The organism is Streptomyces sp. NPDC044921 (assembly GCF_056432865.1).
The window spans coordinates 250115-263979 of record NZ_JBWKIF010000011.1 but is presented as its reverse complement, the minus strand read 5'-3'; the positions used below and the strand labels follow the sequence as shown (position 1 = coordinate 263979).

Here is a 13865-nt window from a genome sequence, read left to right as displayed (position 1 = left end):
GATGGCGAAGGTGACTGCGCTGACCACCAGCAGCAACAGCACCGCGCCCATGACGCGTCGGAGGATGTACGCAGCCACAGCTGTACGGCCCCGGGGGGGGGGGGGGGGGGGGGGCGCCGCGCCCCCCCCCCCCCCCCCCCCCCCCCCCCCCCCCGCCGCTGTGCCCGGACCGGACCCCTCGAGCCAACATCGCGCGGTACAACATCGCGGCGGCCAGCGCCGGTCTCGCGGAGTCGCTCGCGGTGCAGGTGCGCGGGGCCGACTGCGCGTGGGCCGGCGCCGGCGGCCCGGTGACCGTCGGCGCCGAGGGCACGCCCGTGGCCGACGTCCCGGTGCGCGCGGCCGGGCCGGTGGACGCGGTGCGCGTGGTGCTGACGGCCCGCCCGGGCGGCTACGTCACCCCCGGGGAGATCGAGTTGCGGGCCAAGGCGACGGCCGCGTCCTCGGACGCGGCCGTCGCGGTCCGCGAGGACGCGGCCGGGGCCCGGAGCGTCCAGGCGCGCGGCGAGGACGGAACGCGCACGCGGAGTGCCGGACCGAGCTGACCCGCTCGTGACACGGGAAGGCGCGGGGCCCGCACGCCCCGCGCCTTGCCCGGTGCTCTCCGCGCTCAGACCGCGGGAGCGGGGAACGTCGGGTACTCCACACCCGACACGTGCTGCACGACCCGGATCACCTGGCACGAGTAGCCGAACTCGTTGTCGTACCAGAGGTAGAGGATCGCGTTGTCGCCCTCGACCTTGGTGGCGCCGGCGTCGACGATGGACGCGTGGCGCGAGCCGATGAAGTCGCTGGAGACCGCGTCGGGCGCGCTGATGAAGTCGATCTGGCGCTTCAGCGGCGAGGTCAGCGACACCTCGCGCAGGTAGTCGAGGACCTCCTGGCGGGTGGTCTCGCGGGCGAGCTGCAGGTTGAGGATCGCGATGGACACGTCCGGCACCGGCACCCGGATCGAGCTGCCGGTGATCTTCGCCTTGAGCTCGGGCAGCGCCTTGGCGACGGCGGAGGCGGCGCCCGTCTCGGTGATGACCATGTTGAGCGGCGCGGACCGGCCGCGGCGCTCGGACTTGTGGTAGTTGTCCAGCAGGTTCTGGTCGTTGGTGAACGAGTGGACGGTCTCCACGTGGCCGCGCTGGACGCCGAACTCGTCGTCCATCGCCTTCAGCGGCGGCACGATCGCGTTCGTGGTGCAGGACGCGCAGGACAGGATCTGCTCGTCCGGCTTGATGGTGTCGTGGTTGACGCCGTGGACGATGTTCGGGACGTCGCCCTTGCCGGGCGCGGTCAGCACGACCTTGTCGATGCCCGGGCGCAGGTGCTGCGAAAGGCCCTCGCGGTCGCGCCACTTGCCGGTGTTGTCGACGAGGATGGCGTCCTTGATGCCGTACGCCGTGTAATCGACCTCGGACGGGTCGTTCGCGTAGATCACCTTGATGGCGTTGCCGTTGGCGACGATGGTGCTCGTCGCCTCGTCCACGGTGATCGTGCCCTGGAACTGGCCGTGGATGGAGTCCCGGCGCAGCAGCGAGGCCCGCTTGACGATGTCCTGCTCCCCACCGCCGCGCACGACGATGGCCCGCAGACGCAGTCCGTTGCCCGAGCCGGCCTTCTCGATCAGCAGCCGGGCGACGAGTCGGCCGATGCGGCCGAAGCCGTACAGCACGACGTCGCGGCCCTCACGGCGCTCGATCTTGTTGGCGCCGGTGGCACCCGCGACGGCCTCGGCGGTGAACTCCGCGACCGACAGTCCGCGGTCGTCCTCGCGGTACGTCGCGGCGAGCATGCCGATGTCGATCTGCGACGGGCCGAGGTCGAGCTCGGCGAGGGTCATGAGGAAGGGCAGCGTCTCGGTGACGGAGAGCTCCGCGCCGGCGATCTGCCGGGCGAACCGGTGGGTCTTGAGGATGCTGACCACCGACTTGTTCACCAGGGAGCGGCTGTGCAGCAGGACCGTCACGTCCCGCTCCCGGTGCAGCTTCCCGATGATCGGGATCATCGACTCCGCGATCTCCTCGCGGTTCTTCCAGTTGGTGAACGAGTCGTCGTTGACAGTCACGAGTCCATCTTTCGAGCTAGGCGGCGCTCATATGTTAAACCGTCGATGTTCCGAGCAGGGAAGGGGGTGCCTCCGGGGCCCCGGGTGCGGCTTTCCGCGCGCCCCGGGCGGCCCGGCCTGAGACGATCGACCCGGAACCCCCGCGCGAAAGGGGCGCGCATGGACCTGGATGCCGTGGCCGACGAGCTGTACGCCCTGCGGCCGGAGGAGTTCACCTCCGCCCGGGCCTCGGCGGTGGCCGCCGCCCGCACCGCGGGCGACCGGGAACTGGCCTCGCGGATCGGCGCATTGCGCAAGCCGAGCCTCGCGGCCTGGGTCAGCAACCTCCTCGTCCGCAGCCGCCCGGGGGAGGTGGAGCCCCTGCTCCGGCTGGGCGAGGGGCTGCGCCGGGCTCACCGGGACCTGGACGGCGCGCAGCTGCGGGAGCTGAGCCGCCGGCAGCACACGCTGATCCGCGCCCTGTCCCTGCAGGCCAGGCAGCTCGCCGCGCAGGCGGGGCACCCGGTCGGCGAGAGCGTGCAGCGCGAGGTCGAGAACACCCTGCACGCCGTGCTCGCCGACCCCGAAGCCGCCGAGGCCTGGGCGACCGGCCGGCTCACCAAGCCGCTCAGCGCGGCCGTCGGCTTCCCGGCCGTCACCGAGGGCGCCCGCTCCCGCGCGGACCGGGGCACACCCGCGGGGAAGTCCGGCGGGAAGAAGTCCGACGAGGGCGAGCCGGCCAGGGACCCGAAGGCGGAGGAGCGACGCCTGAGACGCCTGGCCGAGGCCCGGCGGGAAGCCGAGACCGCCGACCGCGAGCTGCGCGCGCTGCGGGACGAGGCGGCGGACGCCGGCCGGGCGGCGGAGGAGGCGAAGCAGCGGGTGGAACACCTCCAGCGGCGCGTCCGCGAACTCGCCGAGGAACTGGAACGCGCCAGGGGCGAACACCAGCAGGCCCGCTTCGCCGACCGCGCCGCCCGGGACCAGGCACGGGCGGCCGACCGCCGCGTCCGCGAGGCGAGCCGCCGGGTCGCGACGGCCGCGGCCCGGCTCGAACGCCTGGCCTCGCCGGAATCCTGACGGCGCCGCCGCGCCGCTGCGGCTCCGGGGCGTCCGGACGCGTCATGAGGACGTGACGAGGGTCACGTACCGGTGCTGGAGCGGTACCCCTGTGCTCACACCCGCGACACCAAAATTGAACCGTTCGTTTTCTTGAACCGTTCGTGTTTGTGTGGCTAGGTTGTGGGCATGACCGCATCCCGGACCCCGACCACCGCCGAGGAACTGCGCGGTGCCGGCCTGCGGGTGACGGCAGCCCGCGTCGCGCTGCTCGAGACCGTGCGGGACGGTGACCACCTGGGCGCCGAGGCGATCGCCTCCGAGGTGCGCGGCCGCGTCGGCCACATCTCCGTCCAGGCCGTCTACGAGGGGCTCCACGCGCTCACCGCGGCGGGACTCATACGCCGCCTCGAACCACCCGGCAGCCCGGCCCTCTACGAGGGACGGGTGGGTGACAACCACCACCACCTCGTGTGCCGGTCGTGCGGAGCCGTCGCCGACGTCGACTGCGCGGTCGGCCACGCCCCCTGCCTGACCGCCTCCGACGACCGCGGCTTCGCCGTCGACGAGGCCGAGGTCATCTACTGGGGCCTGTGCCCCGGCTGTTCCACCGCCAGCAGTTCCTGAGCACGTGATCCACCCGAGCACCGTGATCCACCCCGTCCGGAAGGATTTCCATGACTGAGAACCACGACGCGATCGTCACCGACCCGAAGTCGGAGGAGGCAGGAGGCGGCTGCCCGGTGGCCCACGACCGGGCACTGCACCCGACCCAGGGCGGCGGCAACCGCCAGTGGTGGCCCGAGCGGCTCAACCTGAAGATCCTCGCCAAGAACCCCGAGGTGGCCAACCCCCTCGGTGAGGACTTCGACTACGCCGAGGCGTTCAAGAACCTCGACCTCGCGGCCGTCAAGCGCGACATCGCCGAGGTGCTCACCACCTCGCAGGACTGGTGGCCGGCCGACTTCGGCAACTACGGCCCGCTGATGATCCGCATGGCCTGGCACAGCGCGGGCACCTACCGCATCAGCGACGGCCGCGGCGGCGCCGGGGCCGGCCAGCAGCGCTTCGCGCCGCTGAACAGCTGGCCGGACAACGGCAACCTCGACAAGGCCCGCCGCCTGCTGTGGCCGGTCAAGAAGAAGTACGGCCAGAGCATCTCCTGGGCCGACCTCATGATCCTCACCGGCAACGTCGCCCTGGAGCAGATGGGCTTCCAGACCTTCGGCTTCGCCGGCGGCCGCGAGGACGTCTGGGAGCCCGAGGAGGACGTCTACTGGGGCCCCGAGACCACCTGGCTCGACGACAAGCGCTACTCGGGCGACCGCGAGCTGGAGAACCCGCTCGGCGCGGTCCAGATGGGTCTCATCTACGTCAACCCCGAGGGCCCGAACGGCAACCCGGACCCGCTCGCCGCGGCCCGCGACATCCGTGAGACGTTCCGCCGCATGGCGATGAACGACGAGGAGACCGTCGCCCTGATCGCCGGCGGCCACACCTTCGGCAAGACCCACGGCGCCGGCCCGGCCGACCACGTCGGAGCCGACCCCGAGGCCGCCTCCATGGAGGAGCAGGGCCTGGGCTGGCGCAGCACCTACGGCACGGGCAAGGGCGCCGACGCCATCACCTCCGGCCTGGAGGTCACCTGGACCGCCACGCCCACCCAGTGGAGCAACGGCTTCTTCAAGAACCTCTTCGAGTTCGACTACGAGCTGGAGCAGAGCCCGGCCGGTGCCCACCAGTGGGTGGCCAAGGACGCCCCGGAGATCGTGCCGGACGCGCACGACCCGTCGAAGAAGCACCGCCCGAAGATGCTCACCACCGACCTGGCGCTGCGCTTCGACCCGGTCTACGAGCCCATCTCCCGCCGGTTCTACGAGAACCCCGACCAGTTCGCGGACGCCTTCGCCCGCGCCTGGTTCAAGCTCACCCACCGCGACATGGGCCCGAAGTCGCTGTACCTCGGCCCGGAGGTCCCCGAGGAGACCCTGATCTGGCAGGACCCGCTGCCGGAGCCCGAGGGCGAGCTCATCGACGCCGAGGACATCAAGGTCCTCAAGACCAAGCTCCTGGAGTCGGGTCTCAGCGTCTCGCAGCTGGTGTCCACCGCGTGGGCCTCGGCCTCCACCTTCCGCGGCAGCGACAAGCGCGGCGGCGCCAACGGCGCCCGCATCCGCCTGGAGCCGCAGCGCGGCTGGGAGGTCAACGAGCCCGACGAGCTGGCCCAGGTCCTGCGCGTCCTGGAGGGCATCCAGCAGGAGTTCAACTCCGGCGCCGGTGCCAAGAAGGTGTCCCTGGCCGACCTGATCGTCCTCGGCGGGTCCGCCGCCGTCGAGAAGGCCGCCAAGGAAGCCGGTTTCCAGGTCGAGGTCCCCTTCGCCGCGGGCCGGGTGGACGCGACGGAGGAGCACACCGACGCCGAGTCCTTCGAGGCGCTGGAGCCGACCGCCGACGGCTTCCGCAACTACCTGGGCAAGGGCAACCGCCTGCCGGCCGAGTACCTGCTGCTCGACCGCGCGAACCTGCTCACGCTGAGCGCCCCCGAGATGACCGTCCTGGTCGGCGGTCTGCGGGTGCTGGGCGCCACCTACCAGCAGTCCCAGCTCGGCGTGCTCACCAGGACGCCCGGCTCGCTGACCAACGACTTCTTCGTCAACCTGCTCGACCTGGGCATCACGTGGAAGGCGACGTCCGAGGACCAGACCACCTTCGAGGGCCGTGACGCCGCCACCGGCGAGGTCAAGTGGGCCGGCTCCCGCGCCGACCTGGTCTTCGGCTCGAACTCCGAACTGCGGGCGCTCGCCGAGGTCTACGCGAGCGACGACGCCAGGGAGAAGTTCGTCAAGGACTTCGTCGCGGCGTGGGTCAAGGTCATGAACCTGGACCGGTTCGACCTGGTCTGATCCCCGCCCTGATCATCCCGCACGACAGGACGCCCCGGGCCGGCCGGCCCGGGGCGTCCCGCGTTGTCCGAGGGATCGTCAAAACCCGTTCAAGCCAAGAACATCACTCACCCAAGTCGCCCCATGAAACGGCAAGGAACGCGCCGTCGCCCGGGTCCGGGCATACGTTCCGGGCGTGAACACCGATTCCACCGCCCACAGAGGCGCCGGACCCCGCGCCTTCGCCGCTCCGCGGCCGGCCACCGGCGGCCCCGTCCGCCGGACCCTCCTGCGCACCGCGCTGACCGGTGCCGCCGCCCTCGGCGCCGGCCTCACCGCCACCCGCCCGGCCACCGCCGCCCCCACCCCCGGCACACCCCGGCGGCCCGGCACCCCGGGCGAGGCCTGGCGGGAACTGGCCGAGGGCAACCGCCGCTGGCGCACCTACCGGGAACGCCACCCGCACGAGACGCCCGCCGTGCGGCGGACCCTGACCACGGCCCAGCACCCCTTCGCGGTCGTCCTCGGCTGCATCGACTCGCGCGTGCCGCCGGAGCTGGTCTTCGACCAGGGCCTGGGCGATCTGATGACCGTCCGCACCGCGGGCGAGGTTTTGGACGAGGCCGTCCTCGGCAGCGTGGCCTACGGCGTGCTGGAACTCGGCATACCGCTCGTGGTCGTCCTGGGACACCAGTCGTGCGGCGCCGTGCGGGCCGCGGTGGAGGCCGAGGAGTCCGGGGGGCGGCTGCCCGCGCACATCCAGTACCTGGCCGACCGGATCAGCCCCGCCATAGACCACGGCAAGGAGGGCGAGGCGCGCATCGACGCGACCGTCGACGCCAACGTCCGGCTCGTCCGCTCCGCACTGGTGGCGGAGCCCGACCTCGCCGCCAGGATCAGCGCCGGGCGGCTCGCGATCGTCGGCGCCCGCTACGAACTGACCGACCAGAGGGTCCACCGCCTCGCCTGACCCCCGGCCGGTCCGCCGCACCCGGCGGCGGACCGGGCCGCTCCGTCAGGCCTGCAGCGGGTTGTACCGCACCGCCGCCATCAGGTACCAGGCGGTCGCCCCCGTGTGCCGGTACGGGTAGTAACCGAAGCCGAACCCGGTGTCCAGCGGGCTGCTCGCGGACACCACGCCGGCCCGCTCGGGCAGCGCCCGGCCACCGACGGTCTGACCGGCGCCCAGCAGGTCCTGGGCCCGCTCCAGCGAGGAAAGCAGACGCCGGGCCCGGGCCTCGTCACCGCGTGCGCCGCGCTCCCGCAGGGCGAGGGCGAGATGGGCCGTCCCCTCGAACCACACCCCGTTGCGGTCCGGCCGGGGCTGCCCCGGGGCGATCGGCGCGTCCTCGTTCGCCACCAGGCTCGCCGTACTGAAGGTGACCCCCTCGTACGACTGCCCGTCCGGCACCGTGCTGTTGGGGCGCCCCGAGTGGTCGACGACGGCCAGTTCAGCCGCGGCCCAGTCCAGCGAACGGGCGTAACCGCGCGTGCGGGGGCCGAAGGCGAGATGCGTCCAGGTCTGGGTGTCCTCCGGGACCGGCGTCCTGTTCACCGTCACACCGTCGTTCGTGCCGGTGTAGAAGAAACCGCCGTCCGGCTCCCACATCCGCCGTACGAACGCCTCGGCCCGCGCGCGCCGTTCCCGCCACACCCGGTCCCCGGTGAGGCGGGCGAGCCGGCCGAAGAGGCAGATCAGGTCGGTGTTGTGCTCGGTCGAGGTGAAGGGCAGCCTCTGGTTCGCCCCGTCGACGCCGAACTTGTAGCCGCCGAGCGGTTCGCCGGTCCGGCCGGTCCGCTCGATCCACTCGCCGATCCGCACGGCACCGGTGAGGAAGCGGCGCGCCCCGGTGCGCCGGGCCAGCGCGCTGAGCGCGATACCCGCCCAGGCCATGTCGCCCACCGCCGTGCCGGTGAAACCGAACTGGGTGCCGACGTTGACGGTGCCGTCCGGGCGCACGAAGCCGTCGGGCTGCGGGGAGCCGTCGTAGAAGGTGTACGGCCCGACGTTGTAAGCCTGCCGGAGCCTGCCGTCGTCGTGGTCCGGGTCGTGCAGCTGGGCGTAGAGCAGGGCGTCGCCCAGGGCCGTGGCCCTGGTCAGGCCGTCCCGGGTCCGGGTCGCGAGGTGGGCCAGGACGGCCAGGGCGTTGTCGTAGGTGAACGCGGTGCTGAACAGGCCGGCCTGGTCGGTGTAGCTCTGGGCCAGGCGGAAATCCCCCTGGTCGGGGTAGGCGTCCATGGCGGCGGCGAGGAAGGCGTGCCCGCGGGCCGGGGCGGGAGCCGGGCGGGTGCCGGTGGAGCCGGCCGCGAGGGCCTGCCCGGAGCCGGTCGCGGCGAGTGCGGCGGCCCCGAGTCCGGCACCGATGAGCGAACGCCGGCTGAGCGCCGGGCCTTGTCTGCCAGTCATGGATCTCCCCTTGAGAGCGCTCTCAATTTGCGCGCTCATTGTGCTGGCGCCCCAGGGGCGGGTCAACGGGCTGAGCGAAAAGGAGAGTTGCGACGCCGGCGGTGCGGCGGGTGGGTCACTCGCAGACGATCTCGTCGCGTGGTGCGTAGTGCGTGCGGTACGGCTCGCGCCGCACCTCCCGGCCGTCGTCGTAGAAGACCCGCTCCACCGTGACGTCGAACCCTTCCAGCGGGGTCTGGGGGACGCACTCCTTGTCGTCGCTCACCTTACTCGCCGGCTTCTTCACCTCAGTCCGCGGGCCCTTGACCGCCTTGACCTCGTCGTACTTCCGGGTGCCGAGGAAGGAGACGGTCACGGACGTGTCCGTGGACTCGGCCTGGATGTAGATCGCCTTGCCGGAGTCGTTGGTGAACCGCAGGTCCAGGCTGCCCCAGGCGACCGTCGCCTCGCGGCCCTCCGGGTAGCGCTCGATGTAGAACGAGTGGGCGCCGTGTTCCACGGGCTTCACCCCGGCGAAGAACAACGCGTTGTACACGGTCGTCGCCACGGCGGAGACCCCGCCGCCGGACGCCTTCGTGAACTGGTCGTCGAGGATGATGATGCCCTCGACGAAGCCGTTCGCCTCGGTGCGCTCACCGACGGTCCGGTTGAAGCTCCACGTCTCCTCCGGCCGTACGAGGGAGCCGTCGATGAGCTCCACCGCCCGGCCGATGTTCTTCGTGCGGTACTCGGCCGGTTCGAAGTGGACCGTGAAGGAGGACATCGTCTCCGTCAGTCCCAGCTCCCCGGCGTTCTCGCGGGTCACCTCGGGCCGGATGGTGCGCACGTCGACCGCCCCGGTGCGGGCGTCGCCCCTCCCGGTGAGCAGGGGCAGCACCGCCTTGCCCAGGGCCTTGGCGGTGACCTCCCGGCCGGGCACGGCGTCCTCGGCGACGGCGACCCGGTCGCCGTCCGGCCGCAGCGCGGCGTCCCGCGCGGTGGTGGTGACCGCGTTCAGCGGTCCGGCCACCGCGGGGTCGTTCCGCAGGGCCTTGGCGTCCAGCCGCGGTATCAGGGTGCCGCCGTCGTCCGGCCGCATGGTCAGGTGCCTGCCCAGGACCTCGGGGCCGAGCGTGATCCGCCGGCCGGCCGCAGTGAGGGTGACGGGTCCCGAGACGGCGGGCTCAGCGAACGCGCGCACCGCGCGCCGCACCTCCCCGGCCGTCACCTTCGGCCGGGTCTCCCGCACCGGCAGGGCCGTCACCGCCGCGGCGTCGCTGCGCAGGAACGCGGCGCGCAGGGGACCGACCGCGGCCGGCACGTCCAGCGCGTGGCCGGTGCGCGGCGCGACCTGCTCGACCCGCCCGCCGTCGAAGGCGACGGCACCGTCCCGGACCTTCCGGTCCAGGCCCAGCCGGCCGAGGGCGGCCCGGGCGCGGTCCTCGTCGAGACGTACGACCGGCTCGATCGCCCCGCCGGAGCGGAACAGCCCGCCGAACACGCTGAGCGGATCGGCGCCGGTGCGCGCGGCGCGGTCGACGGTCGCCCCGGCGTCGTAGGAGAGCCCGGCGCGCCGCGGGTCGACGGTGCCCGTGCGGTCGCCGACCCGCACCGTCAGCGCCCGCGCCCCGGACGGCTCCAGCTCACGCTCCAGCTTCCGCACGGCCTCCGCGCGGCTCAGGCCACCGATCTCCACCCCGCGCACGGTCGTCCCGGCGTCGATCTCCCCGCCCGTCAGCAGCAGCCCGGTGAGATACAGGCCGCCCACGCCCACGGCCAGCGCGCCGCCCGCCAGGGCGAGGGGCGGCAGGGACGTGAGGCGCGGTGCGGAGGTGGTTCGGGGGCGCATGGCTCTCCTGGAGATCGACGAGGACGGTGCACCCGTGACGCGACGCTGCTGCGGGCAAACAGATCCAGCTACGCACACCCCCGCGGCCCAGCACTATGGCCCAGACCACTTATGTCCGAGATCATTCCGGGATCGTCCGGTCCGGTCCGGCCGGGGCACGGGCCACAGAGTGGTAACGGCGAACAACTGTCCGGCCGTCGGCGCCGTCTAGGCCACCATGAAGATCTCCTTCCTCATCCACAACGCCTACGGGATCGGAGGCACGATCACCACCACGTTCAACCTGGCCGGAGCCCTCGCCGAACGGCACGACGTCGAGGTCGTCTCGGCCTTACGCCACCGCGAACACCCCAACCTCACCCCCGATCCGCGGGTGCGGCTGCGGGCGCTGGTGGACCTGCGCAAGGAGGCGGACCACCCCCTGCACCGCAGACCGGCGAAGATCTTCCCGGCGGCGGAGTACCGCCACCACCAGTACAGCGAGCTGACCGACCAGCGCATCGGCGAGCACCTGGCGGCCCTCGACGCCGACGTCGTCATCGGCACCCGCCCGGGCCTCAACGTGCACATCGCCCGCCAGGCCCCGCGGCACGTCGTACGCGTCGGCCAGGAGCACCTCACCCTCGGCAACCACTCGGCGCGGCTGCGCACCGTCCTGCGCCGCGCGTACCGCGACCTCGACGTGGTCACCACCGTCACGGAGGCCGACGCCGCCGCCTACCGGCGCGCGATGTGGCTGCCCGGCGTCCACGTCGAGGCCCTCCCCAACAGCGTCCCCGACCCGGTGCTGCCTCCCGCCGACGGCACGGCGAAGGTCGTCGTCGCCGCCGGGCGCCTGGTCCGCGTGAAACGCTACGACCTGCTGATCGAGGCCTTCGCCCGGGTCGCGGCCGCGCACCCCGACTGGCAGCTGCGCATCTACGGCAAGGGCGAGGAGCAGCCCGCGCTGCGCGCGCTCGTCGAGCGGCTCGGCCTGTGGAACAACGTGTTCCTGATGGGGGCCGCCACCCCCATGGAGGCCGAGTGGGTCAAGGCCTCGATCGGCGCCGCCACGTCGGACTTCGAACCCTTCGGCATGACCATCGTCGAGGCGATGCGCTGCGGACTGCCCGTGGTCAGCACCGACTGCCCCTACGGCCCCGGCGAGATCATCCAGGACGGAACCGACGGCCGGCTGGTGCCGGTCGGGGACCGGGACGCCCTCGCCGCGGCCCTGCTGCAGCTCGTGGGCGACGACGAACTGCGCCGCCGCATGGGCGCCGCCGCCCGGCGCAACGCGGACCGCTTCGCCCCGGGGCCGGTCGTCGCCGAGGCCGAACGCATCCTCGGCGAGGCGGTCACGGCGCGCACCGCCGGCCGACGGGCGGCTCCCGCGGCCTCCCGGACCGGCAGCCTCCTGACCGGCCGGGTCCACGCCGCCCGCGACACGGCCCACGCCGCTGCCGCCGGCGCACTGCGCGCGATACGGAAGGGCCGACGATGAGCACCCACCAGGACACCACCCCGCGCACCGACTGCGCGAGTGACGCGGACGGCAGGATCACCTTCCGGCTCCCCGCCCTCCCGGCCGCCCGCCCCCGGCTGCTGCTGCGCCTGCGCCCCAAGAAGGGAAGCCCCGAGCAGACCCTGATCCACCTGGACCTGCTGCCCGGCGAGGCCGACGGCCGTCCGCACGCCGTACTGGAACCGGACCCGGCGTTGCAGGAGGGCCGCTGGGACCTGTACCTGGTGCCGGAACCCGGAGCCGACCGGCAGCGGCTGCGCCCCGGCCTGCGGGACCTGCGCGCGCTCGTCGACGGGCACCGGCGCGACCGCCCCTCGCCGGTCGCCGTCCGGGTCCCCTACGTCACCAAGGACGGCTTCCTCGCCCTGCGGACGTGGCTGCGCACCGCCCACGCCGAGCTCCGCACGCTCGACGTCGCCGACGGAACGATCACGGTCGGGGCCCGTCTGCACGGCGCCGTCCTCCACGAGACCGCCACCGTGCGGCTGCGCCTGCGGGGCACCGGCACGGTACGTGAGGTGCGCCCCCGCGTCGACGGCGACGGCCGCGGCTTCTCCTTCACGGTCGGCCCGGGCGGTCTGCCGGATCCCGCCCCGCACACCGGCCGTCTCTGGGACGCCTTCGTCCGTCCGGCCGCCGACGCGCCGCCGGTCCGGATCGGCCGGCTGCTCGACGACGTGGCGGACCGCAAGCACGTCCACGTCTTCCCGGCGGTCACCGCGGAGGGTCGCCTCGCGCGCCCCTACTACACCGTCGACAACGACCTGGCGGTCGAGGAGACGCCGGTCGAATCCGGGAAATGACCGACATGAAAAGTCGGGGATTCCGGATGGATATTCCGGTGGTGCGCCGCGACCCTCGTGTGTGGATTCTGTGGGCAATGGCGGCGGAACCGGCCGCGGGGTCGTCCTCAACACCCGCAAAACGGAAGGGGGCTTGCGGGGATAACCAAACTCAAGTACCTAGATGAATCATGAACCTGTTCAACCGCGTCGTGCCGTCCCGGCGTCAGGCGCCTGCCGTCCCCCCACAGCACCCCCTCGGCGCACCGGCTTCCCCCACCGCCGTCCTGCCTGATCCGGGCCTGGCGAACCTGACCGGTGAATGGGTCGTCGACCCCGCTCACAGCAGGATCGGCTTCTCCGTCCGGCACGCGATGGTGACCACCGTGCGCGGTTGTTTCCTGGAGTACGAGAGCCGGCTCTACTTCGACGGCCGCGACCCGGCCCGGTCGCGGGCCGACATCACCCTGTTCACCGCGAGTGTCGACACCGGAGTGGAACAGCGCGACGCCCACCTGGTGGGGCGCGACTTCCTGGACGTCGCGACCTATCCGCGGATGCGTTTTTCGAGTACCGGGGTGGAACAGGCGGGAGCCGATCTCTATCGCATGTCGGGCGAGCTCACCATCAAGGGGATTTCCCGTCCCGTGGTGCTCGAGATGACCTACATCGGGCATGTCACCGACCCGTTCGGCTATGAGCGGGTCGGGTTCGACGGCACCACGACCATCAACCGCTCGGACTGGGGCCTGACCTACGACAGCCGCCTGGCCGAGGGCGGCGCGATGGTCAGCGAGAAGGTGCGCCTGCAGTTCGACATCGCCGCCATCCGCACCGCGCCCGGGGCCGGCTGACCGCCGCGGGCCGTCAGGACGCGGCGTCGGCCCCGGCCACGACCCGGAACACCGCAGGGCCCACCGTGAGCACGCCGTCGCTCAGGGGCGTGCACCGCACCCCGGCCCGGCCGCGCAGGGCGCGCTGCGCGCCGGGGCCGATGGTCACGTCCATCCAGGCGCAGGGCCGGGCCGGACGCCTCACCGCGAACAGCACCGGCCCGGTGCCGCAGTCGAGGGAGACCCTCGCTCCGAGGTACGCGTCGATGTCGACGCCCCGGAGCAGCACGTTGCGGCGGGTGTGCCGGAGGTCGGCGCCGGCCGGGAGGTGCTCCACGGCCATCAGGGTCACCGCCGCGTTCCGGTGCGCGGGCCGCGCGTAGTAGCGGTCACCGACCAGCCCGAGGCCGTCGCGCACCTCCACCCGCCGGACGCGTTCGTCGTCCGGGCCGGGCGCGGGCCCGTCCGCGGGCCGCCCGGCCAGCCGGTGCGCGGGCGACACCAGCAACTGCAGCACCTCCACCTCGCCCATGCG

Annotated in this window: 12 protein-coding genes; 8 read left to right on the top strand and 4 right to left on the bottom strand. The window is 72.9% G+C overall.

Annotated elements, in window-relative coordinates:
• Positions 1–242: 242 nt before the first annotated feature.
• On the top strand, positions 243–545 hold the full coding sequence (locus AC07DA_RS19760; RefSeq protein WP_479129447.1) for a hypothetical protein: 303 nt from the start codon (positions 243–245) through the stop codon (positions 543–545).
• Positions 546–610: 65 nt separating this feature from the next.
• On the opposite strand, the gene AC07DA_RS19755 is transcribed toward AC07DA_RS19760, so the two are convergent.
• Complete coding sequence (locus AC07DA_RS19755; RefSeq protein ID WP_479129446.1) at positions 611–2056, bottom strand: glyceraldehyde-3-phosphate dehydrogenase; 1446 nt, start codon at positions 2054–2056, stop codon at positions 611–613.
• A gap of 159 nt (positions 2057–2215) precedes the next feature.
• Here AC07DA_RS19755 and AC07DA_RS19750 point away from each other — a divergent pair, with 159 nt between their 5' ends.
• The 4 genes from AC07DA_RS19750 to AC07DA_RS19735 all read left to right on the top strand — a co-directional run bounded on the left by AC07DA_RS19750 (position 2216) and on the right by AC07DA_RS19735 (position 6946).
• Positions 2216–3115 (top strand): hypothetical protein, encoded by a 900-nt coding sequence (locus tag AC07DA_RS19750; RefSeq protein ID WP_479129445.1) that lies wholly within the window; start codon positions 2216–2218, stop codon positions 3113–3115.
• A gap of 168 nt (positions 3116–3283) precedes the next feature.
• A complete protein-coding gene (locus AC07DA_RS19745) occupies positions 3284–3721 on the top strand; it encodes a Fur family transcriptional regulator (RefSeq protein ID WP_311686234.1) in 438 nt (145 codons plus the stop codon).
• 50 nt (positions 3722–3771) lie between these two features.
• On the top strand, positions 3772–5997 hold the full coding sequence (katG, locus tag AC07DA_RS19740) for a catalase/peroxidase HPI (RefSeq protein WP_479129444.1): 2226 nt from the start codon (positions 3772–3774) through the stop codon (positions 5995–5997).
• 175 nt (positions 5998–6172) lie between these two features.
• Entirely contained in the window at positions 6173–6946 is a 774-nt protein-coding gene (locus AC07DA_RS19735; protein ID WP_479129443.1) for a carbonic anhydrase, read from the top strand.
• A gap of 45 nt (positions 6947–6991) precedes the next feature.
• Here the strand turns inward: AC07DA_RS19735 and AC07DA_RS19730 are convergent, their stop codons facing one another.
• Positions 6992–8383: a Tat pathway signal sequence domain protein gene (locus AC07DA_RS19730; RefSeq protein WP_479129442.1), complete on the bottom strand. Its 1392-nt coding sequence runs from the start codon at positions 8381–8383 to the stop codon at positions 6992–6994.
• 115 nt (positions 8384–8498) lie between these two features.
• Complete coding sequence (locus AC07DA_RS19725; RefSeq protein ID WP_479129441.1) at positions 8499–10211, bottom strand: VanW family protein; 1713 nt, start codon at positions 10209–10211, stop codon at positions 8499–8501.
• A 217-nt stretch (positions 10212–10428) separates the two neighbouring features.
• On the opposite strand from AC07DA_RS19725, the gene AC07DA_RS19720 reads away from it, so the two are divergent.
• From AC07DA_RS19720 to AC07DA_RS19710, 3 genes are all read left to right on the top strand, one after another.
• A complete protein-coding gene (locus tag AC07DA_RS19720; protein WP_479129440.1) occupies positions 10429–11694 on the top strand; it encodes a glycosyltransferase in 1266 nt (421 codons plus the stop codon).
• On the top strand, positions 11691–12518 hold the full coding sequence (locus AC07DA_RS19715) for a transferase (RefSeq protein ID WP_479129439.1): 828 nt from the start codon (positions 11691–11693) through the stop codon (positions 12516–12518). Before AC07DA_RS19720 ends, AC07DA_RS19715 begins: the two co-directional genes overlap by 4 nt.
• Positions 12519–12688: 170 nt before the next feature.
• Positions 12689–13351: a YceI family protein gene (locus AC07DA_RS19710; protein WP_479129438.1), complete on the top strand. Its 663-nt coding sequence runs from the start codon at positions 12689–12691 to the stop codon at positions 13349–13351.
• Positions 13352–13364: 13 nt separating this feature from the next.
• Here the strand turns inward: AC07DA_RS19710 and AC07DA_RS19705 are convergent, their stop codons facing one another.
• Entirely contained in the window at positions 13365–13862 is a 498-nt protein-coding gene (locus AC07DA_RS19705; RefSeq protein ID WP_479129437.1) for a molybdenum cofactor biosysynthesis protein, read from the bottom strand.
• Positions 13863–13865: the final 3 nt, after the last annotated feature.

Coding starts and splice junctions, on each gene's coding strand:
- AC07DA_RS19750 (WP_479129445.1), top strand. CDS start 2,216: ATGGACCTGGATGCCGTGGCCGACGAGCTGTACGCCCTGCGGCCGGAG.
- AC07DA_RS19745 (WP_311686234.1), top strand. CDS start 3,284: ATGACCGCATCCCGGACCCCGACCACCGCCGAGGAACTGCGCGGTGCC.
- katG (WP_479129444.1), top strand. CDS start 3,772: ATGACTGAGAACCACGACGCGATCGTCACCGACCCGAAGTCGGAGGAG.
- AC07DA_RS19730 (WP_479129442.1), bottom strand. CDS start 8,383: ATGACTGGCAGACAAGGCCCGGCGCTCAGCCGGCGTTCGCTCATCGGT.
- AC07DA_RS19725 (WP_479129441.1), bottom strand. CDS start 10,211: ATGCGCCCCCGAACCACCTCCGCACCGCGCCTCACGTCCCTGCCGCCC.
- AC07DA_RS19720 (WP_479129440.1), top strand. CDS start 10,429: ATGAAGATCTCCTTCCTCATCCACAACGCCTACGGGATCGGAGGCACG.
- AC07DA_RS19715 (WP_479129439.1), top strand. CDS start 11,691: ATGAGCACCCACCAGGACACCACCCCGCGCACCGACTGCGCGAGTGAC.
- AC07DA_RS19710 (WP_479129438.1), top strand. CDS start 12,689: ATGAACCTGTTCAACCGCGTCGTGCCGTCCCGGCGTCAGGCGCCTGCC.
- AC07DA_RS19705 (WP_479129437.1), bottom strand. CDS start 13,862: ATGGGCGAGGTGGAGGTGCTGCAGTTGCTGGTGTCGCCCGCGCACCGG.